Origin of the sequence: Herminiimonas contaminans, assembly GCF_015645465.1 — a bacterium.
GTDB classification, from domain to species: domain Bacteria; phylum Pseudomonadota; class Gammaproteobacteria; order Burkholderiales; family Burkholderiaceae_D; genus Oxalicibacterium; species Oxalicibacterium contaminans.
Map to the genome: position 1 here is coordinate 23,255 of NZ_JADOEL010000012.1, position 26,483 is coordinate 49,737.

The following is a 26,483-nucleotide window of genomic DNA, read 5'->3' on the forward strand; positions in this document are numbered from 1 at the left end:
ATTGCGATCAACAAAAATACCTGGATTACACATTCCTGCTGCTGGATCACTGCTGGCTAACTCCGTTGTACACGCAGCCGCAGCAAATGCCAATTTTTATTAGCAATACTTCTACACCTTCATAATGACGTCACAGGCGGCGACTAGTTCCGCTGCCAGCGTTTTAGTATGCGTAGAGGCATCACTTTGCATATGTAAGGTTACCTCCAGATCTGGCACGGCAGCAAAACCGTCGACCTCCTCCAGCACCTTGTGCTGCGCCGCCATGCGCCGTGGCAACAGGCTGATTCCTAGTCCATCCTGGACTGCTGCACTGACACTGGCCAGGCTGGTACTCACGAAACCGATGCGCCAGCGCTGCCCGGTCGCATCCAGCGCGTGCGTCATTTCATTACGATACAAGCCACCAATAGGAAAAGCCACCAGTGGTACCGGATTGCGTCCGGCGGCAGGATGCTCACGACTATCGACCCAGCACAGTGGCTCGGGCCAGCTCGCAATACCGGGCGCGCTATCCTTGCGCTGTTTCACCAGCGCCATGTCCAGCTTGCCTTGCTGGAATAAGCGCCACAACTCATGACTCAAACCGCTGGTAATTTCGAGGCGTATGCCCGGATAGTTTTCTGCGAATGTGGCAAGTATCGGCGTCAGCGCATGTGCAGCGAAATCCTCCGGCACACCAAGCTGGATTTCGCCTTGCTCCACGCTTTGCGTGACCTGCTCGACCGCCTCATCCATCAATTGCATGATGCGTCGTGCGTAACCGAGCAGGCGTTCGCCTTCGGGCGTAGTGGCGACGTAGCGCCCGTTACGATTAAGCAAATCACAACCGAACTGGATTTCGAGACGCCGGATTTGCTGACTCACTGTCGATTGCGTCAGATGTACGCTATCTGCCGCGCGTGTGAAACTGCCGGTGTCGGCAACCGCGACGAAACTGCGTAAAAGTATCGGGTCCAGTATTTTCGAGGCTGACATATTCAAGGCTAGTATTAGGTATGCTTTCAGCCATGCTGTTCGTCTGCGTGGCTGAATACTTAATGTAATACCTTAGGTATGGGTAAATACACTGAGCATTATTCAAACATTTAATTTTTAAATCCACAAGCGTCTGCCTAGAATGAAGCACATACAGATTGCCCCACTTGCCAAGTTGAAACGTTCCATGTTGAAACGCCTCTGCTCGCTCATCGTTTTTTCCTGCCTCATGCTCTTGCTTCCTGTCCATGCAACGCCTTTGCTCAATGCCGTTGCCAACAATGATTTAACTGCCGTTCAGTCCATCCTGCAGCAAAGCACCAACCGTAATCAGCTGGAAACACGTGATGAATTGGGCCGTACGCCTTTGTTAATGGCGACTGACCACAACCGGATTGCCATCGCGCGTGAACTGATCGCGGCTGGAGCTGACGTGAATGCCAAGGATGCACGGCAAGACAGCCCTTACCTGCTGGCCGGTGCCCAGGGTCGGCTGGAAATACTGAAGATGACACTGGCACATGGTGCCGACCTCGGCAGCACCAATCGTTATGGCGGCACCGCCTTGATTCCAGCTGCCGAGCGCGGCCATGTTGCGGTCGTGCGCACCCTGATCGATGCGGGCGTGAAGGTAGACCACATTAATCGCCTCGGCTGGACCGCTTTACTGGAAGCGATCATTCTTTCTGATGGTGGTACACGGCACCAGGAAATCGTGCATCTGCTGATCGCCGCCGGCGCGAATGTGAATCTTGCGGACAAAGACGGCGTCACACCACTACAGCATGCACAGCGACGCAACTACACAGCGATGGTGGCGCAGTTACGCGCTGCCGGAGCACGCTGATTATTGAAATTCAAAAATCACAAAACAATCACAAAAGGAGCTTGCTTATGTCATCCAATCACGAGAAATTCCTACGTCAGGCGGTCAATCTGGCGAAAGACAACAAGACACGCGGCGGCCGTCCTTTCGGCGCGGTGCTGGCCGTCGGCGGTGAATCGATAGCGATAGGCGTCAACAACATTGTCCATAGCAACGACCCGACCACGCATGCAGAAATGGAAGCGATCCGTGTCGCCAGCCAGAAGCTGGGACGCCCGAACTTGAAAGGCAGTGTGATTTACGCCAGCGGCCATCCCTGCCCTATGTGTCTGGCAGCGATGTTGTTGACTGGTGTCGACGAGGTCTACTACGCGTTCGATAACAACGACGCTGCACCGTATGGCCTGTCCAGCGAAGCCGTGTATCAAAAACTGGGCGTAACTTTACAGCCGCAACCATTGCCGTTGACGCGACTCGATGTTGGCGTCACCGCAGCACAGTTGTATGGCGGCGAAGCCTGAATACGCTGATCTGAAAAAAATGCCTGAGCCGGTTTTCCCGCTCAGGCATTTTTGTATGCGCGTTCCAGCGTCGCGATATCTAGCTTTTTCATTTGCAGCATCGCCGCCACCGCACGTTGCGCGCCGGCGGAATCACCACCTTGCAGCATCTCGATCAATGGCCTGGGCACGATTTGCCACGACAAACCGTAACGATCGCTGAGCCAGCCGCATTGACTCTCCTGTCCACCGACCAGCAGTTTCTCCCACATATCATCGACTTCCTGCTGGTCTTCGCAGTAGACGATGAAAGAAGTTGCAGGTGTAAAACTGAAATCGGCGCCGCCGTTCAGGGCGAGGAATTCCTGTCCATCCAGTACAAAGCGTATCGTCATCACCTTGCCTTTCGGCATCGGCATGTGATCCAGGTAATAGGTGGTTTCCAGTACCTCGGTGTTTTTGAATGTTGATGTATAGAAAGCGACTGCTGCTTCTGCCTGTCCGTTGAACCACAGGCAAGGACAAATCTTTTGCATGGTAGTCTCCTTGAACACCTACTACAGGTGTCAACTTCTGACTCCATCTCCATGCGTTTGTTCAGATCGACATATATTTATTCCTGCACCACAAGAGATGCGGATTTTCAGCTAAGATAGCACCCATATGTCAGTTCAACTGACAAACATAAGAGGAGAATTGTATGGGCGTCTTGTCTACCCCAAAGGCATCACAATGATAGCCATCATATTTGAAGTCATTCCACATCCGGAGTTGAAGCAGAACTACCTGGATACCGCAGCGGCACTGCGTCCGCACCTGGAAAAAATGGATGGGTTTATATCTGTCGAACGCTTCCAGAGCCTGACCAATCCCGATAAAGTCCTGTCGCTGTCCTACTGGCGCGATGAAGCGGCGGTACAAAACTGGCGCAACCTGGAGGTGCACCGCAAGGCGCAAGCCGCTGGCCGCGACCATATCTTTGCTGATTACCGTTTGCGGGTGGCGCATGTGCTGCGCGATTACGGCTTGAATGAGAGAGCCGAAGCGCCGGATGATTCACGTCAGGCGCACAAGGCCTGATCTGATTAACTAACAACTCGGACGCCGGTACTCGCAGTTTTTTACCGGCGTTCTTTATGTTCCTTATCGAATTTTTTCTCGGCCTCCGCCAGATGGCTGATCAATATATGTGAAATGATATTCACGCCTATACCGGCAAAGATCGCCGGGATCAAGTACAAAGCCACCGACATTTCCGAAGCAAAGATGCTGTCATCCAGCAAGGATGGCGTATCCCGCGCCAGTATCCGCAGCAAGTGCAGGAGGAAAATATTCCCGCCTGACACCGCAATCAGGAGCACGCCAAACAGCAGCACGACTTTGCGCGAGATCGAGCGCTTCCACATCATGTAACTGTATATGCCGATCGGGAGCACGAAGGTGCAGGCTATCAGCATGAAAAACTGAATCTCTACAAACACGGAATTATTCATTTCCAGCCCTCATCACTACCGTTCGGCTATCAGACAGCCTGGCTGTCCGGAGATTCCTATGGTTTCAGCATATTTTAAGCATGCAAATGTAAAGTTATTCCCTGGCTTTTACGCGCTTTTGTAAAGTAATGAAACGCTCAGGCTTTTTATGCAAATGCGCCATATAATCAATCTCCCAAATCGCGCAGATATCACTCGCCGCAAATGACCGACCATACCGACAGCAACACTCCCCCAGCAGCACCCCGCCCTAACCGTACGCGCCCTGGCAAAACCCGCCGCACCCTGATCTGGATACTCGTCATACTGATAGCCGCCGGACTCGGCTTCTGGTGGTGGAAAAGCCCGTCCAGCGAAAACAAGGCGGCGCAAGGCGGTGGTGGCGGCCGTTTCGGCGGACCGAATATGGTGCAACCGGTATCAGTGGCGGAAGCGCGGCGGCAGGATATACGCGTCACCGTGAACGCCATCGGCAGCATCAATGCCGCCAATACCGCCATCGTGCGGGTGCAAGTCAGCGGCGTACTGCAGCAAATCAATTTCAAGGAAGGCCAGCAAGTCCAGGCCGGTCAATTGCTCGCACAAATCGATCCGCGTGCGTTCCAGGCCACGCTGGGCCAGGCTGAAGGCGTATTGGCGCGCGACAAGGCGCAACTCGACAATGCCCGCATCGACCTCGCCCGTTACAAGGATTTGCTGTCCAAAGACGCCATCCCTAAACAGCAACTCGATACCCAGGAAGCACTGGTACGCCAGCTTGAAGGCACCGTCAAATCCGACCAGGGCACGGTAGACAGCGCCAAACTGCAGCTGTCCTACACCCGCGTCACCGCACCTATCGCTGGTCGCGTCGGTCTCAAGCAGGCTGATCTCGGCAATGTGGTACAGCCTTCAGACACCAACGGTGTCGTCATCATTACGCAAACCCGCCCTATCGCACTGGTGTTCTCGGTGCCATCGGCCAACGTCCCTGCCATCACCACTCGCCTGCGTGCGAATGAAAGCATGGCCGTGGAAGCCTGGGATCGCACTGGCAAAACCAAGCTGGCGACCGGCCAGCTGTCTACAGTCGACAACACGATAGATGTGACCACCGACACAATCAAGGTGAAAGCGATGTTCCCCAACCTGGACGATGCGCTCTTCCCTAACCAGGCGGTCAGCGTCGTGATGCAGCTCAATACCTTGAAAGATGTGCTGGCCGTGCCGCAAGCAGCCGTCCTGCGCGGTGCGCAAGGCTTCTATGTATACGTCGTCAATGCTGACAGCACCGTCAGCACCCGTGTCGTCAAACCCGGCGCGATCGACAGTGGCTGGATGGCCGTCGAAGCCAAGCTGGAAGCTGGTGAAAAAGTCGTAATCGACGGTACCGACCGCCTGCGCGAAGGCGGCAAAGTCGAGGTCATCGCCGCCGATCCGAAACAACGTGCCGGTGCGAGCCCACCACCAGCGGACAGCAAGCGGCGCAATATCCCGCCGGAAATGGCAGAGAAACTGAAGAATATGAGCCCGGAAGAACGTCGCGCATGGTTCCAGCAAAACGGTGGCGGCAAGAAAGATAAGCAGGACAAACCAGCCGCTCCGTCCAACTGAAGTTGTTTTAAAAAGCCTGCACCATGAATCCATCACGCATCTTTATTGAGCGTCCGGTTGCCACTTCGCTCTTGATGCTCGCCATCCTGCTGGCAGGCTTGCTGGCGTATCGCCTGCTACCGCTGTCTGCCTTGCCGGAAGTTGATTACCCGACCATCCAGGTCACCACGCTGTACCCGGGCGCCAGCCCGGACGTCATCTCAACCACGGTGACTGCGCCGCTGGAACGCCAGTTCGGCCAAATGCCGGGCCTGAATCAAATGACCTCGACCAGCTCGGGTGGCGCTTCGGTCATCACCCTGCGCTTCTCGCTGGGGCTGTCGCTGGACGTCGCCGAACAGGAAGTACAGGCCGCGATCAATGCCGGTAGCAATCTGCTGCCGGGCGATCTACCTATGCCGCCTATCTATAGCAAGGTGAATCCGGCCGATGCACCGGTGCTGACGATCGCGATTACCTCGCCGACATTACCGATTATCAAAGTGCATGACCTGGTGGAAAACCGCCTTGCGCCGAAATTATCGCAAGTTGACGGGGTCGGCCTGGTCAGCATTGCGGGCGGCCAGCGCCCTGCAGTACGCATCCAAGGCAATCCGCAAGCTTTGGCTTCGCTCGGCCTGTCACTGGATGACATCCGTACTGCCATCGTGGCAGCCAACGTCAATCAGGCCAAAGGCAGCTTCGACGGTGCGCAACGCGCATCCACCATTGATGCCAACGACCAGCTGAAATCCGCCGCCGAATATCAAAACCTCATCATCGCGTGGAAAAACGGTAATCCCTTACGCCTGAGCGATGTCGCGCAAATCGTTGATGATGCCGAAAACCTACGCCTCGCGGCCTGGGTCGATCGCACGCCAGGCGTGATCCTGAACGTGCAGCGTCAACCAGGTGCGAACGTGATCCAGACCGTGGACCGGGTCAAAGCCTTGCTGCCCAAGCTGCAAGCCTCATTACCGGGTTCGGTCGATGTACAGGTGATCGCTGATCGTACGACCACCATCCGTGCCTCGGTCGATGACACGCAATTTGAATTGCTGCTGGCGATTGCGCTGGTGGTGATGGTGATCTTCCTGTTCCTGCGCAGCGCCTCCGCCACCATCATTCCTAGCGTCGCCGTACCTTTGTCGCTGGTCGGCACCTTTGGTGTGATATACCTGGCCGGATTCTCCATCAATAACCTGACGCTGATGGCGCTGACCATCTCAACCGGCTTCGTGGTCGATGATGCGATTGTCATGATCGAGAACATTGCGCGCTTCGTCGAAGAAGGTGACTCACCAATGGAAGCCGCGCTCAAGGGCTCCAAGCAGATCGGCTTCACCATTATTTCGCTGACCGTATCGCTGATCGCGGTCTTGATCCCGCTGCTGTTCATGGGTGATGTAGTCGGTCGTTTGTTCCATGAATTCGCGATCACCATGGCAGTCGCCATCCTGATCTCAGCCTTCGTATCGCTGACGCTGACGCCTATGATGAGCGCCCGTCTGCTGCGTCCTGAGCACGAAAACAAACCAACCCGCCTCGGCAAATGGAGCGAAGAGCAGTTCAACCGCATGGTTGCCGCTTACGGTCGTGCACTGGTGTGGGTGCTGGACCGGCCACGTGCGACGCTGGGCGTATTCGGCCTGACGCTGGCGCTGACCGCACTGCTCTACGTCATCGTGCCTAAAGGCTTTTTCCCGGTACAGGATACCGGGCTGATCCAGGTCATTACCGAAGCGACGCAAACCAGCTCCTTTGAAGCGATGTCACGGCGTCAACAGGCACTGGCCGACATCATCCTCAAGGATAAGGATGTCGATCATCTTGCATCCTTCATCGGCGTCGACGGTGCGAACCCGACCCTCAGTACCGGGCGCATGCAAATCACGCTGAAGCCGTTTGCCGAACGTGACGCTTCCGCCAGCGAGATCATCCGTCGCCTGAACGAAGCTACCTCGCGCCTGCCCGGCATCACTGCATATATGCAACCGGTGCAGGATTTGACCATCGAAGACCGCGTCTCCAAAACCCAGTATCAATTCCTGCTCAGCTCGCCGGATTCGACTGACCTCGCGAAGTCGAATGAATTGCTGCTGGCACGCCTGAAAGAGATACCGGAACTGGTAGACGTCGCCAGCGATCTGCAAAACCAGGGCTTGCAAACCTATGTCCAGATAGACCGCGAAACTGCCGGTCGTCTCGGCGTCACCGTCGCCGCCATTGATAATGCGCTGTATAACGCCTTTGGCCAGCGACTGATCTCTACCATCTATACGCAATCCAGCCAGTACCGCGTGGTGCTGGAAGCAGAAGCCGGACGCAGACGCGGCCCGGTGTCACTGGAAGGTTTGTATGTGCCGGTGACCAACAACAATACCAACACCACCAACGGTACTGGTGGCACCAGCTCGACACTGGTCTTCCCGGCCACCGGACAGGTACCGCTAACTTCGGTCGCACAAATCATCGAGCGTCCTACTGCGCTGGCGATCAACCATGTGGCGCAATTCCCGTCGGCGACAATCTCATTCAACCTCGCACCGGGTGCCTCACTCGGCAAGGCGGTCGATGCGATCAAGGCCGAAGAAGCCAAGCTGAACCTGCCGCCTAGCGTGGAAACCAGTTTCCAGGGCGCGGCCGAAGCCTTCCGCGCTTCGCTCAGCAGTACTTTGCTGCTGATCCTGGCGGCGGTCGTCACCATGTATATCGTGCTTGGCGTGCTGTATGAAAGCTACATCCATCCAGTCACCATCCTCTCCACCCTGCCTTCGGCTGGTCTCGGTGCCTTGTTGGCACTGCTGGTCGCCGGACTCGATCTGGGCATCGTCGGCATCATCGGTATCGTGCTGCTGATCGGTATCGTGAAGAAGAACGCGATCATGATGATCGACTTTGCGCTGTATGCGGAACGGGAAGAACACCTGGCACCACGCGAAGCGATTTACAAAGCCTGCCTGCTGCGCTTCCGTCCTATCCTGATGACCACCATGGCCGCTTTGCTGGGTGCCTTGCCGTTGATGCTGGGTACCGGTGCCGGACATGAGCTGCGTCATCCGCTCGGCGTCACCATGGTCGGTGGCCTGATCGTCAGTCAGTTGCTGACCTTGTTCACCACTCCGGTGATTTACCTCGGCTTTGCCAAACAGGCACAACGCCTGAAAGAGTGGCAGGAACGCCGTGCCGCTGCCCGCGCCCAGGGTGGAAGCGCAACGTGAACATCTCTGCGCCATTTATTGCGCGGCCAGTTGCGACCACGCTGATCACGATAGGTATCGCGCTGGCTGGTGTGCTGGGTTTCAACCTGCTGCCTATCGCGCCGCTGCCGCAGGTGGACTTTCCGACCATCTCGGTCAGTGCATCGCTGCCTGGCGCCAGCCCGGATACCATGGCGGCCACCGTCGCCACGCCACTGGAACGTGCACTCGGCAGCATCGCCGGCGTCAATGAAATCACCTCGCGCTCTTCATTAGGTTCGACCAACGTCGTGCTGCAATTCGACCTCGATCGCGATATCGACGGTGCGGCACGCGACGTGCAGGCGGCAATCAATGCGGCCCGTACGCTATTGCCGACCGGAATGCCGAGCAACCCGACCTACCGCAAGGTCAATCCGGCCGCCGCGCCTATCATGATCATTGCGCTGACCTCGGATACGCTGACACGCGGCCAAATGTATGACGCTGCCTCCACCGTGCTGGCGCAACGTTTGTCGCAGGTCGATGGCGTCGGCCAGGTCAACGTCGGTGGTGGCGCCTTGCCCGCGGTGCGCGTGCAGTTGAACCCGGACAAGCTTGCCAACATCGGCATCTCGCTCGACAACGTACGCACCGCTATCACCAATACCAATGCCAACCGTCCCAAGGGTTCAGTCGAGCTGGATGATCTGTACTGGCAGATAGGTGCGAATGACCAGGCCCGCACCGCTGCCGAATACGCACCGGTCGTCATCAACTATCGCAACGGCGCAGCAGTACGCCTGCGTGATGTAGCCGAAGTCGTCGATTCGGTACAGGATGTGCGCAACTATGGCCTGGCCAACGGCAAGCCTGCGATCGTGCTGTTCCTGCTCAAGGAACCGGGCGCCAACATCATCAAAACCGTAGAAAACGTGCGCGAGATCCTGCCGCACCTGCAGGCATCCATCCCGCAGGCAATACAGATGAACGTCATCACCGACCGCACGCCGACCATCAAGGCCTCATTGCGTGAAGTTGAACGTTCTATGGGCATCGCGGTGGGACTGGTGATCCTGGTCGTATTGCTGTTCCTGCGTAACTGGCGCGCTACGCTGATCCCTGCGGTCGCAGTACCGGTTTCACTGGCGGGCACCTTCGGCGTCATGTATCTGTGTGGTTATAGCCTGGATAATCTATCGGCTATGGCACTCACGGTGGCGACCGGCTTCGTGGTCGATGATGCGATTGTCGTACTGGAAAACATCACGCGCTATCTGGAACAAGGCCTGAGTCCGCGTGAAGCGGCACTCAAAGGCGCACGTGAGATCGGCTTTACCGTGGTCTCGATCAGCCTGTCGCTGATCGCCGTCTTCATCCCCCTGCTGATGATGGGTGGCGTGGTCGGTCGTCTGTTTCGCGAATTTGCCGTGGTGCTGACGGCGGCCATCCTGGTATCCATGGTGGTGTCGTTGACGACTACGCCTATGATGGCCGCTACCCTGCTGCAGCCTAAGCGTGAAACCGGCAAGCCGGGACGCATCGCCATCCTGTTTGCTCGCTTCAATCGCGCCGTCATGCGCGGCTATCGTCATACCCTGATCTGGACTTTGCGCCACCAACCGCTGGCCATCATTGCCTTGCTCGCAGTGGTCGCGCTGAATGTCCATCTCTACGTGGCCATTCCCAAGACCTTCTTCCCGCAACAGGACACCGGCGTGTTGATAGGTGGTGTGCAAGCCGACCAGGGCAGCTCCTTCCAGATGATGCAAAAGCGGCTGGATACCTTCTCCGACATCATCCGCTCCGATCCTGCAGTTGCCAACGTCAGCGGCAATACCGGCGGTGGTCAAAGCAACTCGGCGATGTTTTACATCACGCTCAAACCACTGGCCGAACGCAAAGTTCCGGCCGATGTCGTGATTGCCCGCCTGCGCAAGCAACTGGCGCATGAACCGGGTGCCAACCTCTTTATGGTGCCGGTGCAGGATATCCGTATCGGTGGCCGCCAGTCGAACGCGCAGTACCAGTACACACTGCAAGCCGACACAATAGAAGACTTGCGCACCTGGGATCCATTGATCCGCAATGCGCTGGCGCAAATCCCTGAGCTGACAGACGTCAATTCCGATCAGCAGGACAAAGGCATGCAAACCTCGCTGATAATAGACCGCGAGGCAGCGGCACGCCTAGGCATCAGTGTTGCTACCATAGACAGCACGCTCAATAACGCCTTCGGCCAACGGCAGGTCGGCGTCATCTACAACCCGCTGAATCAATACCGGGTCGTGATGGAACTGGCCCCTGAATTCCTGCAAGGGCCGGAAACCCTGAAGCGCCTGTACGTTACCAGCAGTAGCGGCGCGCAAGTGCCGCTGTCTGCTTTCACGCGGGTCGAAACCACCAACACGCCGCTGGCGGTCAGCCACCAAAGCGGCACCCCCGCTTCGACCATCAGCTTCAACTTGCCGCTGGGTGTGTCCTTGTCGGATGCAACGGTCGCCATCAATACTGCGATCAGCAAGCTGGGTGTGCCGGTGTCGGTACGCGGCGGCTTCCAGGGCACCGCGAATGCGTTCCAGCAATCGTTGTCTTCACAACCCTTGCTGATAGGCGCGGCGATTATCGTGATTTATCTGGTGCTGGGTATATTGTATGAAAGCCTGATCCACCCGATCACCATCCTGTCTACCTTGCCATCGGCTGGTGTCGGTGCGCTGCTGGCTTTGAAAATGTTCAATACCGAGTTCTCCATCATCGCGCTGATCGGTGTGATCCTGCTGATAGGTATCGTCAAGAAGAACGCCATCATGATGATCGACTTTGCGATTACCCGGCAGCGCCACGGCAGCATCAGTGCCGGCCCGGCGATTTATCGTGCAGCGCTGTTACGCGTGCGCCCTATCCTGATGACGACCTTTGCCGCCATCTTTGGTGCCTTGCCATTGGCGCTGGGCAGCGGCGACGGCGCAGAGTTGCGCCAGCCGCTGGGTATCGCCATTGTCGGCGGCCTGATCCTGAGCCAATTGCTGACGCTGTACACCACACCTGTGGTCTTTGTCTTGATGGACAAGCTGCGCCGTGACAAACATAAGCCCAGCCCGGCTCCACAATTGGCTACGGCCTGAGTTTTAGAGGAATTTTATGCGCCCTTATTTATTGATCCTTGCGCCTACCCTGCTGCTGGCAGCTTGCGCCAGTACGCCGACCCCACCGCCACCGGCCGCCGCGCCGACCCAGTTCAAGGAAGCTGGCTTGTGGCAGGAAGGCACAGCGGCTAACGCCGCGACCGTCCCGGACGACTGGTGGACGCTGTTCAATGATCCGATCCTGAACGATCTGGAGGGCCGCCTCGTCGTCGGCAATGAAAACCTGAAGTCGCTGGTAGCCCAGGTCGCTGCAGCGCGCGCCGCCGTTGCCGCCAGCTATAGCGCCCGCCTGCCCACCTTGTCGGTCGGGCTGGACGGCACGCGCAGCAGCAGTGCGACCAGCACCAATCGCTCGACTGCAGTGCGGGATCCCAACAACAACGTTTCGCTATCCGGCAATGCAAGCTGGGAGATAGACCTGTGGGGTCGCCTGGCACAAGCAACGACTGGCGCACAAGCCAGCCTGCAAGCCAGCGTAGACGACCTCGCTGCAGCGCGCTTATCAGCCCAGGCCACGTTGGCGCAAACCTATTTCTCGCTGCGCACCGCCGATGCGCAAATGGTGGTACTCGAACGCAGCGTCGCCGCTTACCAACGCTCGCTCGACCTGACACAGTTCCGTTATGGCGGTGGTGTGGCAGCACGCGTAGATGTATTGCAGGCGCAAACCCAGCTCAAAGCGGCACAGGCGCAATTGGCTGAAGCTGTCGCGCAACGGCAGATACTGGAGCATGCAATCGCCGTATTGCTGGGCGTGCCGCCCTCCGCACTGGCGCTGGAGCGCAATACCGCCTTGCCGCAGGCACCGCTGGTACCGCAACTGCTGCCAGCCACCCTGCTCGAACGTCGGCCTGACATTGCCGCGGCGCAAAGACGGGTCGCCGCAGCCTACGCGCAAATCGGCGTGGCCCACGCCGCCTACTTTCCATCTCTGGTGCTATCAGCGGGTGGCGGTTATCAAAACAGTTCGCTGAATAACCTGATCAGTGCGCCGAATCTGTTCTGGTCGCTGGGTGCATCAGTAGCGCAAGCTATCTTCGACGGCGGCCAAAGACAACTGGCCAGCGCGCAGGCACAAAGCGCCGCGGACCAGGCTACTTCGACTTACCGCCAAACAGTGCTGACAGCCCTGCAGGAAGTAGAAGACAATCTCATCCTCGCCGCACAACTGCAGCAAGAAGCGCAGCTGCAGCGCGAAAGCCTGGAAGCCGCGCAAAGAACGCTGGAAATTACGCTGGATCAATATCGTGCTGGTACCGTCAGCTACCTGAATGTAGTGATCGCGCAGAACACTGCGTTGACCAGCGAAAACAGTTTGCTCAGTACACAGAACCGTCAATTGGCAGCCGTGAACATTCTGCTGAAGAACATTGCCGGACGTTGGGAACCTGATAATCCGGATGCTGCCAAAACGAAGCAGGAAACAAAAGTTGAATAAATTCAGATACTTGCAACAATATCTGAATCTCGATTAGCTGAAGTAAATTATGACCAGATTATCCGTACTGCAATACCCAGATCCTCGCCTGCATACGGTTGCAGAACCGGTGCAGCAGATCACGCCGGATATCCGTCGCCTGGTCGCAGACATGACGCAAACCATGTATGCACTCGACGGCATAGGCTTGGCCGCAACCCAGGTCGATGTGCATCTGCAAATCATCGTGCTGGATGTATCAGAAAAAGGAAACCGCCCGCAGGTGCTGATCAACCCCGTCATCATCAAAATGGGTGGCAAGGCTGAATTCGAGGAAGGCTGTTTGTCGGTACCGGATGTGTATGAAAGTGTGCGACGTGCAAGGTGGGTGCATGTGCGCGCACTGGACTTGAATGGCAAGACCATAGACGTGCAGGCCGAAGGCTTGAAAGCAATGTGCATCCAGCATGAAATGGATCACTTGCAGGGCATGGTATTCGTCGAACACCTGTCGCCGACCAACCAGCGCCGCATCCTCGCGTCATTAAGCAAACAAGGCAGGCGGAGGAACAGCCGCGCGTTTGCTAAGTAAAACCATGTCAAGAAAATCAAATGCTTGGAACAGTATTTTTGAACCTGACCTGTTTACATCAAAATGCATCCTGATTGCTTAACGGCGCGAGCAATCAGGTCGCTATGATGATGGACCCACTGCCGACATTAACTACTCGGGTTGAAATTTTTTCCAAGCGACGCTGGCATATTGAGTTTGATCCAGTTCGCATTACGGGAAATCAACACCAGCACAACGATGGTTGCGATGTAAGGCAGCATCGACAGTAGCTGTGAAGCAACCGGCACACCTTTGCTCTGCATATAGAAAGTCAGGATAGTCACGCTACTGAACAGATAGGCCCCGGCCAATATGCGAGTCGGACGCCAACTGGCAAACGTCACCAGCGCCAGTGCAATCCAGCCCCGCCCTGCCACCATTCCTTCGAGCCATTGCGAGGTATACACCAGCGACAGAAAGGCGCCAGCCAGGCCACAACATGCACCACCGAACAAAACTGCGGCCGAGCGTATCAGGCGCACGTTATATCCGAGTGAATGCGCCGACGATGGCGACTCTCCCACTGCGCGCAATATCAGCCCGGCACGACTGCGATACAGGAACCACACAATCGCTGCGCATAGCAACATCGAGAAATACACCATGGGATGCTGCTTGAATAAGGCTGTCCCGACAAACGGAATATCCTGCAGAAAAGGAATGCTGAACTTGCTGTTTTGCAAGGTCTTGCTGACGTAATTGATGCCGATATAGGCCGACACACCGGTACCAAACAGGGACAGCGCCAAACCGGTCGCCACCTGGTTCGCTCCCAGCCATACCGTCAACCAGGCGAACAAGGCTGCCAGTAATATCCCTGACCCTGCTCCCGCCATCAGGCCCACCGTCATGCTACCGGTATGCACGGTCGTAGCGAAACCGACAATCGCGGCGACCAGCATCATGCCCTCGGTGCCGAGATTCACGACACCGGATTTCTCGTTGATCAGCAAACCCAGCGCCGCCAACAGCAAAGGGGTGCCGGCATTAATCGATGCCGCTATCAGTAATGCCAGGGTTTCCATTATTTGCTCCCCGCGAGTCGCGCATGCAGGCTGGAGTTATCCCAGCGCAGTTTGTAATTGATCAGGACATCGCAGGCCAGCAAGGAAAATAGCAGAATCCCCTGGAACACGCCGGTGATGGCATTCGGGATGCCGAGACGGGATTGCGACAGCTCGCCACCGATATAAAACAGCGCCATGATGAAGCTGGAAAAGATGACACCGATCGGATTCAGGCGGCCGACATAAGCCACGATAATGGCGGCAAAGCCATAGCCGGGCGAAACCGAAGGCGTCAATTGTCCGATAGGCCCCAGCACTTCACACACACCGGCCAGGCCGGACAGAGCACCGCAAATCATCAATGAAGTCCACAGCGCCTTGCGCGAAGAAAAACCAGCGTACAGCGCGGCCCGTGGTGCCATGCCGCCGGTTTGCAGGCGAAAACCGGCATAGCTTTTCGACAGGAATAGCCAGGCCGCCAGAGCAGCAATCAAGGCCAGCACGATGCCGAGATGCAGGCGCGTTCCCTCCATGACAATAGGCAGCACGAATCCTTCGGAAAACATCCGCGATTGCGGAAAATTGAACCCGTCCGGATCCTTGAAGACACCCTGCACCAAGTAACTCAGCAACAGTTGCGCGACATACACCAGCATGAGCGACACCAAAATCTCGTTGGCGTTGAAACGGTCGCGCAGGAAAGCCGTGATCGCCGCCCACGCCATGCCGCCCAGCATGCCTGCTATCAGCACGACTGTGATCATGAGGGGACCACCACCGCTGCCCTTGTCGAAATACAGGCCAACCGCGCCACCGGCAATCGCACCGAAGACCAGCTGTCCTTCCGCACCGATATTGAAGACATTGGCGCGAAAGCAAATCGCCAGTCCGGCCGAAATCATCAATAGCGGCGCAACCTTCACGCCGACTTCGGACCAGCCATGCAAATCCTTCAGCGGTTCCAGGAAAAATACTGCCAATCCAGCCAACGGGTCCTTGCCCAACAGCGCAAACAGGATGGCGCCACACAGTGCGGTCAGCAGCACTGCCAATACCGGCGACATCCACGATATGAGCCTGGACGGCCGGGCACGCGCCTCTAGCTTAAGCATAGACCACCTCCTTAAGTGGCGTGACCACGGTATCCCCCCACATGCCGCTCATCCACTGACCGATCAGGTCTATGGTCGCAGCGGAGCTAGCGATGGAAGGTGAAAGCCGCCCTTTGGCGATGACCATCAAACGATCTGAAATTTCAAACAGCTCGTCCAGTTCTTCGGAGATGACCAGCAAGGCGCAACCGGCGTCACGCAGCGCGACCAGTTCGGCACGGATCTGTGCGGCTGCACCGACATCGACGCCCCAGGTAGGTTGCGCCACGATCAACACCTTGGGATTGCGCATGACTTCGCGACCGACGATGTACTTTTGCAAATTACCGCCGGACAGGCTGCGTGCGGCCGCATGCGGCCCACCGGCCTTCACGACGAAGCGCTCGATGACATCGGTCGCCATTTTGACTATCGCATGCTTGCGGATGAAACCGCTGCTGATGGTCGCACCGGTCTGGTGTGACAGCAGGATATTGTCGGCCAGCGACATGTCCGGCACCGCGCCGCGTCCCAGCCGCTCTTCCGGCACGAAGCCCAAACCACGTTCCCGCCGCTGAGCCGGATTGAAATGCCCGACCCGCTCGCCCTGCAGCAAGATCATCTGCGCTTCGGCACGTGGATCTTCGCCGGACAAGGCGGCCAGCAGTTCCTGCTGTCCGTTGCCGGAGACGCCGGCAATGCCGAGTATCTCCCCTGCCCGCAATTCAAAATTGATATCCGCCAGCTCGGTCGCAAACGGATGGTTCTTCTTCAACGACAGGTTTTTTACCGCCAGCAAGGTCTGGCCCGGCGCGCGCAGCACATGCTTGATCGGCGGCGGTTCGCAACCTATCATCAAGCGCGACAGGCTGGCCGCGCTCTCTTCGCGTGGGTCGCAGATGCCGGTATTTTTACCGGCGCGCACGACCGTACAGGTGTCGCATAAGGCACGGATTTCATCGAGCTTGTGGCTAATGTAGAGGATGCTGCAGCCTTCCGCTGCCAGTTTGCGCAAGGTTGCAAACAGCTTTTCGACCGCTTGCGGCGTCAATACCGAAGTTGGCTCATCAAGGATTAGCAATTGCGGTTTTGCCAGCAGGGCCCGTACGATTTCAACCCGCTGGCACTCGCCCACTGATAGCGTATGGACATGGCGCTGTGGCTCCAGCTCAAGGCCATATTGTTCGGCCGTATCTGAAATACGCCTGGCCAGCTCATCCAGCCTGGTATCACTTGGCAAACCAAGCGCGATGTTTTCCACCACGGTCAGCGTATCGAACAGCGAAAAGTGCTGAAACACCATTGCGATACCCAGCTCGCGCGCCATCGCCGGATTCGCGATATGCACTTCCTTGCCATTCCACAGCACCTTGCCGGCATCGGGTTTGACCGAGCCGTAGATGATTTTCATCAAGGTGGATTTGCCTGCGCCGTTTTCTCCCAGCACGGCGTGGATCTCACCGGGTTTGACGCTTAAGTTGATGCCATCATTCGCAACCACCGAAGGATAGCGCTTGCTAATACTATGAAGTTCCAGGCGATTTATCATTTGTCTCGTTTTATATTAAAAATATCTTTTCTTCTTATATAAAAACAACTCATTCTTCAGCTGCCCTACAACGATGTAAATCCGTTCTCACCTTTCATATCAATGACACATATTCGCGCCGACAAGCTGTCAAGGTATCTGCCTGCGCGTATAGGTTTTATTACTTTTCCCTTATAGCGTCCAGCCTCAGATGGTCGGCGCAAAGATGCCCGACATGCCGACAAAACCCGGCAAGCGCCTGATCCGCTCTATCCAGCGGCGGATCGCCGGATAATCATCGCGCATGATGTCGCCCTCGTGTGACATCGCGATATAGGGGAAGCAGGCAATGTCGGCAATGGTCGGCCGGTCCAGCGCCAGCCACTGCTGGCCTATCACTTCCATATCGGCCAGATGCTCATCAATGATCCGGAATAAGGCATGCGCATCCGCACGTGTCTTGTCGATATCCATCACATAGCCCAGTGCATCGTGCAAACGCGCAGCGGAAGCGGTACGCGTAATGTCATCGGCGACCGATAGCCACATCGCGATCTTGCCCATCGCGGCGGGATCGTTTGGATACCATGTGCGCTCCGCGTCGTATTTCGCAGCGAGGTAGACCAGGATGGCCTGCGCATCGCGCAGCCGCAATTCACCATCTTCCAGTACCGGCAGTTGGCCGAATGGATTGATTTCCAGGAAGCGTTTGGATTTGTGTTCCCGTCCCGGGTAAAAGTCGATCGCGACCGTTTCGTATGGCACATTGAGTATGTTCATCAACAGTCGCAGCTTGTAGCAGTTACCGGACAGTTCATAGTTGTAGAGCTTGATCATGCAAATTCCTTCTATCAGTTCAGGGGTATGCTTGAATACCAAAGGCAACAGGTTTTATGCGGCCTTCAGCACGCCATATTGCAAGCCGATCTGGCGCAACCAGCGGCGATAAGCGATGGATGAAGCATCCGCGCGGGTCGGTATCTCCGTTTTTGGATCAAGCGGGATCAGCTTGGGCACCTGGTTCTCCAGGATCGGACGGTCCTGGCCGAATATCGTTTGCTGGAAACCGATTACCTCGCTATCGGTATGGATGTCGTCAAATATCAGCAGCCACAGCGTGGCCCGGCATTCATCTTCATTGACCGGTTGTACATAGACGCCGATGACATCCATATCGCCATCGCGTGTCGGGCAAGTCTTGTACAAGGCCGCAGTGAACGGTTGCATCACGCGATAGGTGTAGTCGACATCCAGGCCGTCGGTCGCCGATGCGGCCGCCTTGGGTTGCCAGAATTGACAATCGGTCGCCCACAGTTCCTCGGTTTCGGGGTGCATTTCCACCTTGTATTCCTTGACCTCCGTATGCGGCTCCTTGCCCAGGATGTCGGTATGCACAAAAGGGAAATGCCCCATATCGAGGAAGTTTTCAATGATCCTCAGGCCCGAAGTCTTGACGCCAAAAGTGCCGCAGTCGATGAAGCGACGTCCGGCTTGGGTGAATTCGGGCAGTGCGTAAACTTCCTTGGTCGGATTGCCGAGGGAGACCCAGACAAAACCATAGCGCTCACAGATTTTGTACTCATTTCCGGTGACATCGTCAGCGCCTTGTCGGGCCGCATGCCAGCTACCATCAGCCGCACGCCAGACGGCGATAGGCACACTCAGCAACTGCGTCAGGAAACGTTCGCCGGGCAAGATCTTGCTCACGGCCGATACGACAAACCAGTCATTCAATACGACGGGATCCAATTGGACAGACATTTGCTTCTCCAGGATGATTGATGGGTATGTGATGGCCGGAAGTCAGGCACCGGCTTCCAGTTGCTGCCGCTGCTGCTTGAACCAGGCGTTATGGCGCTGACGTATGCCCTTGGCATCACCAGCCGCATGTTTGGCGCTGGCCCACAGATAAACCGTGGATTTGCCTGCCGCCATAGGTTGGATCAGCAGGGTCAATGCGGCACCGGCTTCATCCCTGCCGGTCAATACATTCGCCTGCGGTGACTCATAGTGATGAGCGGAAGTTTGCTGCAGCGCTTGCACTACCTTGTCGGCAGGCTGGTACACGACAAAGCTGCGGCAAAACAAGGACTGCTGTTCCGGATCGGCCAGCGCTTGCAGCTGTGGCACTTCCGCTTCCGGCGCACCCAGGCTGGTCCAGATCATCCCGTAGCGTTCCACCGCCTGGAAAGTTTTCGCACATACGGTTTTCGGTGGCGGCAATTTGGGATGTGCCGGGATGTAGGTACATTGACCGCCGCTGCCAAAGCGCCAGCCATGGTAGCCACAGGACAGCTGGTCATCGACGATGCGTCCCATCGTAAAGCGGGTGCCGCGATGCGGACAACGATTGGCCCATACCTGTATCTCCCCTGCAGCATTGCGCCAGAGCGCCAATTCCTGGCCGTGCAAAAAAGCCTGCACGATTTCGCCGGCCGCTACTTCGACCGAAGCCGCGACCACTGACCAGTTGTTTGCTGTATTTGCGTTGAGAGTCATATTCAGTTCTCCTGTTGTTTTATGTGTTGGATGCAAATTGCTTGGTAGTGCCTTGTTTTCTTTACAAATCGAGTACCAGCAAGGGACTCTTTGCCCTTGATACGCAAGGCATGATCTTGTCGCAGGATTTTTTCTCGGCATCGGACAGATAGACATCACGGTGATCCGGCGTCCCCTCCAGCACGCCGGTCAGGCAAGTACCGCAGACACCCTGTTCGCATGAGGTATCGATGTGGATGCCATGCGCCGCCAATGCTTCGGTAATCGGCATGCCCGCGGGAATCGCATAGGTGCCGCCTGTGCGCGCCAGCCTGACTTCGAATGACTCTTGCTCACCGGCCAGCGACAAGGGATCGGCGCTGAAGTATTCGAGATGTACCGCTTGCGGTGGCCAGGTCGCGGCGGCCGTGGTTTCCACCAGGTCCATGAATACACGTGGACCACATAGATAGAGCGCGCCGTTTTCCGGGTAATTCCATAACAATTTGCGCAAGTAGGCACGCAATCCCTCGGGCTCCAACGCATAATGGAATTTGACGCGGCCCTGGAATTCCGGACCGGACAGGAGTTTATGGAAAGCGGTATGCGCAATCGAACGCGTAAAGTATTGCAGCTCGAACTCAACTCCCTGCGCCAGCAGGTGTCGCGCCATCGACAGGACCGGCGTCACACCTATCCCGCCCGCCAGCAGCAGATAAGGCCCCTGTGATTGCTCTAGCGGGAAATTATTGCGCGGTGCGCTGATCTTGATCAGGTCGCCTACGCTGATGCCTTCATGCATGGTTTGTGAACCACCACGGGAAGTCACTTCCTTCTTCACGGCAATCAGGTAGCGGTCGATGTCGTCCGGCCCGTTGCATAGCGAATACTGGCGTATCAGCCCCTCCCCCATATGCACATCAATGTGGGAGCCCGGCGTAAAGGCAGGCAAAGCTTCACCGGATACGCTGCGCAATTCGAACGACTTGATATCGCAAGCCTCTTGCGTAATTTTGTCAACGCGGACAGTAAGAGTAGTCATATGCTGCTTTCTGCGCTTTCAGCGAGACCCGCCACCCGGCCTCGCGGCGGCGGTCTGTTGCAACTAGTTAAATAAAAGGGAATGAAAAAGGTCGCTAGCTTCTCGGCAAATTGCCTTGCATGCCTTCGACGAACCAATTGATGCCCTTGAGCTGGTCGTCAGGCAAGGCGGACCCGGCGGCCACCCGCTCCTTGCCGCTTTGGTCCCTGAGCGGTCCGGCGAACGGGTGCAGCTTGCCGGCGATAATGGCTTGCTCCTGCTGCGCCACATAAGCCAGCACATCCTTCGGGATTGCCGGCTTGTAAGGACTCATTTTCACCACGCCGGTTTTCAGCCCATCCCAGCGATGGCTGGATTTCCAGGTGCCGTCCATGACGGTGCGCGCGGCATTGATGTATTCACTGCTCCAGTCGACGACAAAGGAAGTCAGGTGCTTTTTCGGGCCGTATTTGGACATATCGCTGGCATAGCCTACTGTCCATACGCCTTTTTCTTCGCCCACCTGTACCGTGGTCGGCGTATCCGTCATCGACATCACGACGTCCGCCCCTTCGGAAATCAACGCATTTGCAGCATCCCGCTCTTTCGCCGGGTCATACCAGGATGACAGCCAGATCACCTTGCAAGTCGCTTTCGGATTGACGCTGCGCGCACCGAGCAGGAAAGCATTCGCCGGTCCCAATATATCTGGCACCGGGAAACCACCGATGAAACCCAACACATTGCTCTTGCTCATTTTGCCGGCCACGATGCCGGCCAGGTAGGTGCCTTCGTAATAGCGTGCTTCGAAAGCCCCCATGTTTTTCAGTGTCTTGATACCGGAACATAATTCGAATGTCGTTTTCGGCATCGACTGCGCAACTTTCATCATCGGCGTCATATGCGAAAAGCTGGTGCCGATGACCAGTTTGTTACCCTGGTTAGCCAGGTCACGAAATACCCGCTCCGCATCCTGCGCCTGCGACACGCCTTCCACCTTGACTACCTTGATCTTGCCGGGGAATGCGGCTTCCATCGCCTGCCTTGCCAGGTCATGCTGCTTGGTCCAGCCGACATCACCTATCGGTGACACATAGGCAACGGCAACCTTCAATACCTCATCAGCAAAAGCATCCATGGCGCGCCCACCTATTGCGGTGGTCAAACCGAGGGCCGAAAGCTGTTTCAGGAAATCACGGCGGGTATCTCTCAACATGATATGTCTCCAATTTTGTAAGTTTTATACCTGGCCAGGCCCGTTTCTTCTATGGAACGATGCCTGGACAATGGCTCTGACGTATGTGTATCGTGCGCGGTCTTCAGGCCGCCTTTTGCACGCCGTACTGCATTCCTTTCTCACGCAACCAGCGTCTATAGGCAATCGACATGGCATCGGCCCGGGTCGGGATTTCCGAACGCGGATCGAGCGGGATCAGTTTGGGTAGCTGGTTTTCCAGGATGGGTTTGTCCTGCCCGAAGATGAGATGCATGAATGAAATCAGTTCGGCGTCATCACTCTCGGTATCGAAATAGGCAAAGATCGCATGCGCCAGGCAGCGGTCTTCGTCCAGTGGCTGGATTAGCAAGAAGATGATGTCGAACTCACCCGGCCTGGTCGGGCAACTCTTGTAGAGCATGGTGGTAAATGGCTGCATGACGCGGTAGGTGTATTCGACTTCCATGCCGCCGCTGGCAGTAGGTGCCGCCTTGGGTTGCCAGAATTTGCACTCGGTGGCCCAGATTTCCCCGGTGTCGGCACGTACATCCACCTTGTAATCCTTGACTTCGGTGTACGGCTCCTTGCCCAGCCAGTCGGTGTGGACAAAGGGAAAATGCGCCATATCCAGGAAGTTTTCGACGATGCGCAAACCGGAAGTGTGCACCCCGATTGCACCGCAGTTGATGATGCGACGCCCGGGCTGGCTAAACTCCGGAACATCGAACAAGTCGCTTTGCGGCTCGCCCAGCGAAACCCAGATACTGTCGTAGCGCTCCTTTACCCGATACTCACCAGCATCGGCCGGGGCTGCACTGCCATGTGGTGCCGCATGCGGCTTACCGGCAGCATCACGCCACACCTTGAGGTCTTGTCCGAGCAAGCGCGTGTAGATGATTCCGTCAGGCTGCAGGGTGCGCGCCGCCGCAACCACAAACCAGTCGTTCAGTACGACCGGGTCCTTGGTAATATGCATCGTCTCCTCCGTGAACTATCGTTCAATCGCGGGCTCAGTGCAGATCAAGCCGCATCTTTTGATCCCTTTTATTGCAAGCTTGGACCTCTGGACTTCACACCGGCTCTGTTATGATTTCAATGCCTTTGGTGCCAGAACAATCTTGCAGATGTGGGGCACTATAGTTTTTCTCGAAGCGCTGCATAAGGGGATTCATGGGAATGTCTATTTCATTTGTGGCACAGTGGTTTTTGCAATACCGGGAACACTATGATTGACATCAAACTGATTGAGTCTTTCGTGCTCCTGATGCGCAACGGCAGCCTGGGGCGCGCTGAAAATGAAGGCGGCATACCCAAGACCACCATCAGCCGCCAGATCGCCAAACTGGAAGAAATACTGGGGGTGCAATTATTCCTGCGCTCGACGCGTCGCATCGCACCGACGGAAGCAGGCACTGCTTTTTATGCGCATTGCGAAAGGATTATTGCGGACTTGAACGCCGGTCTGGCCACCGCCCAGACGGATGTACAAAACCTGTCCGAAGGATTACGCGGCGATCTCTATCTGCTGACCAATAACCACCTGAGTACCAGCTTTGTTTCCCGCGTCCTCGGCTTATACCTGGATAGCTATCCGGGGGTAACCTGCCATCTGGATCTGGTCGGTGAGGAAATCACCAGCATCCCGGACAATGTGGATTGCTATGTTTGCTCGCAACCGCCGAACCAGCCAAACCTGGTCGCCAAGTTACTGGGGAACCTCACTTACCGGCTGTATGCCAGCCCGGAATATTTACGTCGCAACGGCACGCCTACACGCCCGGAAGACCTGGAGCAACACCCGCGTATCGTACTCACGACTTCGCCGCGCGCAGGTGGTTGGCATTTGCGTTCGCAAGATGCATCCTTCCATAGCCAGCCCCGGACCATAGTGACGACCAACGATTATTGGGTCACCAAAACCTTTGCGATAGATGGATACGGTATTGTTTTGCTGCCGGATTTTTTTACCCGCCCGGAAATCGACGCAGGCATTTTAATCCCGCTGCTGCCGGACTGGCATGCGGACAAAGTGCCGGTGTACTGCGTTTATCAGCAGCAACGTTATATGGGAAGAAAGCTAAGGGCACTGGTGGACCTGATGGCGGATAGCTTCATGCAGATCGAAACCTTCCAGCGCTATGTCGGACATGCGATCCCGAAACGTCGCGAAAAATGAATCCAGCAGGAAATTGTTAAATAATTTTATTTAATTTAAATTCAAATACTTAAATAAGTATTTGAATTTAAAATATTAGCTTATTTAACCAGTTCATTTTGCCGCCAGACGCGCCTCTACCGGTGCCATAGCCCCGGTCGCCGGATGCCTTAACTTGCTGACACGCGCCACCAATACCTGCTCCAGCTGATCCTGCTGCAGCTTATGTCGCGTCAGATAATCATCCGGAATTTCTATCTCGGCGATCACCAGGCCCTGCTCCCGCAGTATCTCCAGCCCGCTGACTTTGCCAAACAAATCGATTTGCAATCCGCTTACCGGATTGCGGATATCGATGAAACGCGGCTCTATCGCATTGATAAATTGCTGCTCATTCAGTGAATTCAAAACCGGAAAGCAGCCGCTAATTTCTATTCTTGTTTTCATACGAACTCTGTTTTAATTTCCACATGGAAATATTATCTGCGTCTTAAAGCGCTTATTATCTGCGCTTCGTTGCGCTTTAACAAAATTAATGAGCTGCAAATTCTCTTTTGGCAATAAATTCGCGGAGCGCGAGACGACTTGAGATAAAATTCCGCCTTCCCCGCTTCTTTTACCGCCACTTAGCCGCCGTAGAGAATGAAAACCAAGCTCGCGCCAACTATCCGCTCCAAGCTGGTTTTACTCGTCATGGCATGCGTGGTGCCTGCGGCCCTGATGGCCGTCCTCCTCATCACCCACGATTACCAGCGCGCCCGCGATCAGTTGCTGCTCAATTCACTGAGCACTGCCCGCGCAATGATTTCAGTTGTTGACCGCGATTTCGCCAGTATCGAATCTTCGCTGATTACCCTGGCGACCTCACCCTACCTCGCGAATAACGATTTACGCGCCTTCTATAACCAGGCGCAGGAAGTCCTGAAAAACCAGCGCGACCAGGACGGCATCAACATCGTGCTGTCAGACAGTCAGGGCAACCAGTATCTGAACACGCATCAGCCTTACGGTTCCGCGCTGCCACCGCATACTGAAATCATCCGCCTGGAAGAGTTATTCAAGGATGAGCAGCCGGTAATTTCCGACCTGTTTTTTGGTACCGTGTCCAAACAAAACCTGTTTGCCATTACCGTGCCTGTGCCTGGCAAGCGCGATATACGCTATAGCCTGAGTGCCGGGGTCTTGCCCGCACGCATGGATAAGCTGCTTCAACAGCAGCACGTACCGGACGGCTGGATCGCCGCCATCTTTGACAGCACCGGCACCATCGTTGCCCGCACTGGCAACAAGCCGGAGCTGATAGGCAAAAAAGGGGTGCCTGAAATCGTGCGCCGCATGCGCAGCACTGATGAAGACATGTTTGAAAGCGTGACCTATGACGGCACCGCGGTACAAACCGTTTTCAGCCGTTCCAAATTGTCGAACTGGGCGCTGGCAATCGGCATCCCGACCCAGGACATCATGCATGAGCTGCGCAATACCCTGTTCCTGCTCATCCTCGCCACCATCATCCTGCTGGCTTGCAGCGTCGCCGCAGCCTGGCTGATCGGCGGCCGCATCGCCGATTCCATCCATGGCCTGACCGGCCCGGCGCTGGCGCTGGGTGCGGGCAAGCTGGTCAACGTGCCGCCGCTGCATCTGCGCGAAGCGGATGAAGTCGGCACTTCGCTGGCACGTGCTTCGGAAATGCTGCATCAGGCGCAGCACCAGGCGAATCACGACGTCCTCACAGGTTTGGCGAATCGCGCGCTATTCCATGAAATCGTCAGCCAGCAACTGGCGCTATGCGAACGCAACAAGACGGTGCTGTCGATACTCTATATCGACCTCGACGGCTTCAAGGCAGTCAATGACAAGTACGGCCATGAAGCGGGTGATAAATTGCTGCGCGCCGTCGCCACACGGCTGAAAACAAACAGCCGTCATTCCGACGTAGTGGCGCGACTGGGTGGCGATGAATTCGCGATGGTGATGGTTGGCGCCACCATGGACAATGCCCGTTTTGTTGCTGAAAAGATGGTGGAAGCCATTTCTGCACCTTATGTGCTGGACGACACGCTCACGTCACATATCTCTGCCAGTATAGGCGTCGCGACGTATCCGGAATCCGGCACCACCAGCGAAGGCTTGCTGCATCGCGCTGACGGTGCCATGTACAAGGCGAAGAACCTGGGACGACGACGGGTTGCACTTGCCACCTCGCATTAGCGCGGGCACCTCCTTATTTACCCGAGGGTAAAAGAATCAAGAAAGACTGAGC

The 26,483-nt window shown here is 56.2% G+C and carries 23 protein-coding genes; 10 read left to right on the plus strand and 13 right to left on the minus strand.

What is annotated here, in order from left to right; genetic code table 11:
- Positions 1-111 precede the first annotated feature (111 nt).
- On the minus strand, positions 112-978 hold the full coding sequence (locus tag IXC47_RS13950) for a LysR family transcriptional regulator (protein ID WP_195876004.1): 867 nt from the start codon (positions 976-978) through the stop codon (positions 112-114).
- 187 nt (positions 979-1,165) lie between these two features.
- Between IXC47_RS13950 and IXC47_RS13955 the strand changes: the two genes are divergently transcribed.
- Together IXC47_RS13955 and IXC47_RS13960 are read left to right on the plus strand one after the other, a co-directional pair.
- Positions 1,166-1,825: an ankyrin repeat domain-containing protein gene (locus tag IXC47_RS13955; protein WP_195876005.1), complete on the plus strand. Its 660-nt coding sequence runs from the start codon at positions 1,166-1,168 to the stop codon at positions 1,823-1,825.
- A 47-nt stretch (positions 1,826-1,872) separates the two neighbouring features.
- On the plus strand, positions 1,873-2,325 hold the full coding sequence (locus IXC47_RS13960) for a nucleoside deaminase (RefSeq protein WP_175625960.1): 453 nt from the start codon (positions 1,873-1,875) through the stop codon (positions 2,323-2,325).
- A gap of 41 nt (positions 2,326-2,366) precedes the next feature.
- Here IXC47_RS13960 and IXC47_RS13965 read toward each other — a convergent pair whose 3' ends face one another.
- Positions 2,367-2,840, minus strand: a complete 474-nt coding sequence (locus IXC47_RS13965) for a VOC family protein (RefSeq protein WP_195876006.1) — start codon at positions 2,838-2,840, stop codon at positions 2,367-2,369.
- 196 nt (positions 2,841-3,036) lie between these two features.
- Between IXC47_RS13965 and IXC47_RS13970 the strand changes: the two genes are divergently transcribed.
- On the plus strand, positions 3,037-3,384 hold the full coding sequence (locus tag IXC47_RS13970; protein ID WP_175625962.1) for an antibiotic biosynthesis monooxygenase family protein: 348 nt from the start codon (positions 3,037-3,039) through the stop codon (positions 3,382-3,384).
- Between the two features lie 41 nt (positions 3,385-3,425).
- Here IXC47_RS13970 and IXC47_RS13975 read toward each other — a convergent pair whose 3' ends face one another.
- A complete protein-coding gene (locus tag IXC47_RS13975) occupies positions 3,426-3,797 on the minus strand; it encodes a hypothetical protein (protein WP_175625963.1) in 372 nt (123 codons plus the stop codon).
- 204 nt (positions 3,798-4,001) lie between these two features.
- Here IXC47_RS13975 and IXC47_RS13980 point away from each other — a divergent pair, with 204 nt between their 5' ends.
- From IXC47_RS13980 to def, 5 genes are read left to right on the plus strand one after another with little or no spacing between them, the layout of a single operon-like run.
- Positions 4,002-5,390 carry an MdtA/MuxA family multidrug efflux RND transporter periplasmic adaptor subunit gene (locus IXC47_RS13980; RefSeq protein WP_195876007.1) on the plus strand — a complete coding sequence of 463 codons (1,389 nt, stop codon included), beginning with the start codon at positions 4,002-4,004 and terminating at the stop codon, positions 5,388-5,390.
- A 23-nt stretch (positions 5,391-5,413) separates the two neighbouring features.
- Positions 5,414-8,590, plus strand: a complete 3,177-nt coding sequence (locus IXC47_RS13985; protein ID WP_175625965.1) for an MdtB/MuxB family multidrug efflux RND transporter permease subunit — start codon at positions 5,414-5,416, stop codon at positions 8,588-8,590.
- Positions 8,587-11,676 carry a multidrug efflux RND transporter permease subunit gene (locus tag IXC47_RS13990; protein WP_195876008.1) on the plus strand — a complete coding sequence of 1,030 codons (3,090 nt, stop codon included), beginning with the start codon at positions 8,587-8,589 and terminating at the stop codon, positions 11,674-11,676. The genes IXC47_RS13985 and IXC47_RS13990 overlap by 4 nt, the downstream gene beginning before the upstream one ends.
- 16 nt (positions 11,677-11,692) lie before the next feature.
- Positions 11,693-13,135, plus strand: a complete 1,443-nt coding sequence (locus IXC47_RS13995) for an efflux transporter outer membrane subunit (protein ID WP_195876009.1) — start codon at positions 11,693-11,695, stop codon at positions 13,133-13,135.
- Positions 13,136-13,184: 49 nt separating this feature from the next.
- The gene (gene def, locus IXC47_RS14000; protein ID WP_195876010.1) at positions 13,185-13,706 is read left to right on the plus strand and encodes a peptide deformylase; all 522 of its coding nucleotides are present in this window, start codon (positions 13,185-13,187) and stop codon (positions 13,704-13,706) included.
- A 128-nt stretch (positions 13,707-13,834) separates the two neighbouring features.
- On the opposite strand, the gene IXC47_RS14005 is transcribed toward def, so the two are convergent.
- From IXC47_RS14005 to IXC47_RS14045, 9 genes are all read right to left on the minus strand, one after another.
- Complete coding sequence (locus tag IXC47_RS14005) at positions 13,835-14,752, minus strand: ABC transporter permease (RefSeq protein ID WP_195876011.1); 918 nt, start codon at positions 14,750-14,752, stop codon at positions 13,835-13,837.
- A complete protein-coding gene (locus IXC47_RS14010) occupies positions 14,752-15,846 on the minus strand; it encodes an ABC transporter permease (protein ID WP_195876012.1) in 1,095 nt (364 codons plus the stop codon). Before IXC47_RS14010 ends, IXC47_RS14005 begins: the two co-directional genes overlap by 1 nt.
- Positions 15,839-17,374 carry an ABC transporter ATP-binding protein gene (locus IXC47_RS14015; RefSeq protein WP_195876013.1) on the minus strand — a complete coding sequence of 512 codons (1,536 nt, stop codon included), beginning with the start codon at positions 17,372-17,374 and terminating at the stop codon, positions 15,839-15,841. Before IXC47_RS14015 ends, IXC47_RS14010 begins: the two co-directional genes overlap by 8 nt.
- Positions 17,375-17,560: 186 nt before the next feature.
- Positions 17,561-18,190 carry a glutathione S-transferase family protein gene (locus tag IXC47_RS14020; protein ID WP_195876014.1) on the minus strand — a complete coding sequence of 210 codons (630 nt, stop codon included), beginning with the start codon at positions 18,188-18,190 and terminating at the stop codon, positions 17,561-17,563.
- A 54-nt stretch (positions 18,191-18,244) separates the two neighbouring features.
- The gene (locus IXC47_RS14025) at positions 18,245-19,114 is read right to left on the minus strand and encodes an aromatic ring-hydroxylating oxygenase subunit alpha (protein ID WP_195876015.1); all 870 of its coding nucleotides are present in this window, start codon (positions 19,112-19,114) and stop codon (positions 18,245-18,247) included.
- Positions 19,115-19,156: 42 nt separating this feature from the next.
- The gene (locus IXC47_RS14030) at positions 19,157-19,852 is read right to left on the minus strand and encodes a Rieske (2Fe-2S) protein (RefSeq protein WP_195876016.1); all 696 of its coding nucleotides are present in this window, start codon (positions 19,850-19,852) and stop codon (positions 19,157-19,159) included.
- A 61-nt stretch (positions 19,853-19,913) separates the two neighbouring features.
- Positions 19,914-20,873 carry a PDR/VanB family oxidoreductase gene (locus IXC47_RS14035; RefSeq protein ID WP_195876017.1) on the minus strand — a complete coding sequence of 320 codons (960 nt, stop codon included), beginning with the start codon at positions 20,871-20,873 and terminating at the stop codon, positions 19,914-19,916.
- Positions 20,874-20,967: 94 nt separating this feature from the next.
- A complete protein-coding gene (locus IXC47_RS14040) occupies positions 20,968-22,068 on the minus strand; it encodes a BMP family ABC transporter substrate-binding protein (RefSeq protein ID WP_195876018.1) in 1,101 nt (366 codons plus the stop codon).
- A gap of 103 nt (positions 22,069-22,171) precedes the next feature.
- Positions 22,172-23,044 carry an aromatic ring-hydroxylating dioxygenase subunit alpha gene (locus tag IXC47_RS14045; protein ID WP_195876019.1) on the minus strand — a complete coding sequence of 291 codons (873 nt, stop codon included), beginning with the start codon at positions 23,042-23,044 and terminating at the stop codon, positions 22,172-22,174.
- Between the two features lie 249 nt (positions 23,045-23,293).
- Here IXC47_RS14045 and IXC47_RS14050 point away from each other — a divergent pair, with 249 nt between their 5' ends.
- Positions 23,294-24,244 (plus strand): LysR family transcriptional regulator, encoded by a 951-nt coding sequence (locus tag IXC47_RS14050; protein WP_012079525.1) that lies wholly within the window; start codon positions 23,294-23,296, stop codon positions 24,242-24,244.
- Positions 24,245-24,337: 93 nt separating this feature from the next.
- Here IXC47_RS14050 and IXC47_RS14055 read toward each other — a convergent pair whose 3' ends face one another.
- Complete coding sequence (locus tag IXC47_RS14055; protein WP_195876020.1) at positions 24,338-24,670, minus strand: hypothetical protein; 333 nt, start codon at positions 24,668-24,670, stop codon at positions 24,338-24,340.
- Between the two features lie 195 nt (positions 24,671-24,865).
- Here IXC47_RS14055 and IXC47_RS14060 point away from each other — a divergent pair, with 195 nt between their 5' ends.
- On the plus strand, positions 24,866-26,431 hold the full coding sequence (locus tag IXC47_RS14060) for a sensor domain-containing diguanylate cyclase (RefSeq protein ID WP_195876021.1): 1,566 nt from the start codon (positions 24,866-24,868) through the stop codon (positions 26,429-26,431).
- Positions 26,432-26,483: the final 52 nt, after the last annotated feature.